The organism is Roseivivax sediminis (assembly GCF_900112685.1).
GTDB lineage: Bacteria > Pseudomonadota > Alphaproteobacteria > Rhodobacterales > Rhodobacteraceae > Roseivivax > Roseivivax sediminis.
In genome coordinates this window covers 1-2,500 of the sequence record NZ_FOMS01000009.1, presented here as the reverse complement: position 1 = coordinate 2,500, position 2,500 = coordinate 1, and the positions used below count along the sequence as shown (strand labels likewise).

At 56.8% G+C, this 2,500-nt stretch carries 1 tRNA gene and 2 rRNA genes (1 of these 3 cut by a window edge); all 3 read left to right on the top strand.

Annotated features, from left to right (window positions below):
• Positions 1–1,994: ribosomal RNA gene (locus F3H57_RS14220) — 23S ribosomal RNA — on the top strand (it extends 1,532 nt beyond the left edge of the window).
• Between the two features lie 210 nt (positions 1,995–2,204).
• Positions 2,205–2,319: ribosomal RNA gene (gene rrf / locus F3H57_RS14215) — 5S ribosomal RNA — on the top strand.
• Between the two features lie 103 nt (positions 2,320–2,422).
• Positions 2,423–2,499, top strand: a tRNA-Met gene (locus F3H57_RS14210).
• Position 2,500 lies beyond the last annotated feature (1 nt).

Sequence of the window (2,500 nt, the reverse complement as noted above, 5' to 3'; positions counted from 1 at the left end):
AGCTGGTTCTCCGCGAAATCTATTTAGGTAGAGCGTCATCCGAATACCCCGGGGGGTAGAGCACTGGATGGGTAATGGGGCCCCACAGGCTTACTGATCCTAACCAAACTCCGAATACCCGGGAGTACTAGATGGCAGACACACTGCGGATGCTAACGTCCGTAGTGAAGAGGGAAACAACCCTGACCTCCAGCTAAGGCCCCCAATTCATGGCTAAGTGGGAAAGCAGGTGAGACGGCCAAAACAACCAGGAGGTTGGCTTAGAAGCAGCCATCCTTTAAAGATAGCGTAACAGCTCACTGGTCTAATCAAGCTGTCTTGCGGCGAAGATGTAACGGGGCTCAAGCCATGAGCCGAAGCTGAGGACGCGAGAGCGTGGTAGCGGAGCGTGGTGTGACATAGTCTCATTCCTCCTTCGATCCTTCGGGATCATTGGAGGAGAGAGGCTTGCTGAGAAGCCGGACCGTAAGGTTTACCGGTGGAGCGATCACCAGCGAGAATGATGACATGAGTAGCGACAAGGAGTGTGAGAGACACTCCCGCCGAAAGTCCAAGGGTTCCTGCTTAAAGCTAATCTGAGCAGGGTAAGCCGGCCCCTAAGGCGAGGCCGAAAGGCGTAGTCGATGGGAACCAGGTTAATATTCCTGGGCCAGGAGATGGTGACGGATTGTCCGAGTCGTATGTCCCTTATCGGATTGGGGCATATATGCGGCAGTCCCTGGAAATAGCCCTCCTTCGGACCGTACCCGAAACCGACACAGGTGGACTGGTAGAGAATACCAAGGCGCTTGAGAGAACGACGTTGAAGGAACTCGGCAAAATACCTCCGTAAGTTCGCGAGAAGGAGGCCCGGGCTATGATGTCCGGGGGCACAAACCAGGGGGTGGCGACTGTTTACTAAAAACACAGGGCTCTGCGAAGCCGCAAGGCGACGTATAGGGTCTGACGCCTGCCCGGTGCCTGAAGGTTAAAAGGAGGGGTGCAAGCTCCGAATTGAAGCCCAGGTAAACGGCGGCCGTAACTATAACGGTCCTAAGGTAGCGAAATTCCTTGTCGGGTAAGTTCCGACCTGCACGAATGGCGTAACGACTTCCCCGCTGTCTCCAACGTCGACTCAGCGAAATTGAATTGCCGGTCAAGATGCCGGCTACCCGCGGTTAGACGGAAAGACCCCGTGCACCTTTACTACAGCTTCAGACTGGCACCAGGCCAGGCATGTGCAGGATAGGTGGTAGGCTTTGAAACCGGGACGCCAGTTCCGGTGGAGCCACCCTTGAGATACCACCCTTGCCTCGCTTGGTGTCTAACCGCGAACCGTCATCCGGTTCCGGGACCCTCTGTGGCGGGTAGTTTGACTGGGGCGGTCGCCTCCTAAAGCGTAACGGAGGCGCGCGAAGGTTGGCTCAGAGCGGTCGGAAATCGCTCGTTGAGTGCAATGGCAGAAGCCAGCCTGACTGCGAGACTGACAAGTCGAGCAGAGTCGAAAGACGGCCATAGTGATCCGGTGGTCCCAAGTGGGAGGGCCATCGCTCAACGGATAAAAGGTACGCCGGGGATAACAGGCTGATACTGCCCAAGAGTCCATATCGACGGCAGTGTTTGGCACCTCGATGTCGGCTCATCTCATCCTGGGGCTGGAGCAGGTCCCAAGGGTACGGCTGTTCGCCGTTTAAAGAGGTACGTGAGCTGGGTTTAGAACGTCGTGAGACAGTTCGGTCCCTATCTGCCGTGGGTGTAGGAGACTTGAGAGGAGTTGACCCTAGTACGAGAGGACCGGGTTGAACGATCCACTGGTGGACCTGTTGTTGCGCCAGCAGCAGTGCAGGGTAGCTATGATCGGACAGGATAACCGCTGAAGGCATCTAAGCGGGAAGCCCCCCTCAAAACAAGGTCTCCCCGAGGGCCGTGGTAGACGACCACGTCGATAGGCTGGAGGTGTAAGCGTGGCAACACGCTCAGCTGACCAGTACTAATGGCCCGACAGGCTTGGTTCGATCCAGAAACAGACAGGCATCCCTGTCCTCTGGTCGAAAAGCATACCCCTTGTGAACAAGATCAGGACAACGACGCGCCATAAGCGCATGTTGATTGAGCGTATTCGCACCCGGCATGTCTGCGGTGTGGCCACGCGCTTTTGCCTCGCAAAAACGCTCCCGGCCACCGAGAAAGACACGGCGCGCGGATGCGCGCCGTGTCTTTCTCGGTTTGGTGGTCATAGCACGAGCAAAACACCCGGCTCCATTCCGAACCCGGCCGTTAAGTGCCGTCGCGCCAATGGTACTGCGTCTCAAGACGTGGGAGAGTAGGTCGCCGCCAAACCTAGCAAGACACGCCAATACGTATCTCTCGAATACGATGACACCAAACACCCTCCGCACCAATCAAAAACAGGCGCGGAGCACGGGCGACAAAGCCCAATTGGCGCGGGATGGAGCAGTCCGGTAGCTCGTCAGGCTCATAACCTGAAGGTCGTAGGTTCAAATCCTACTCCCGCAACCAG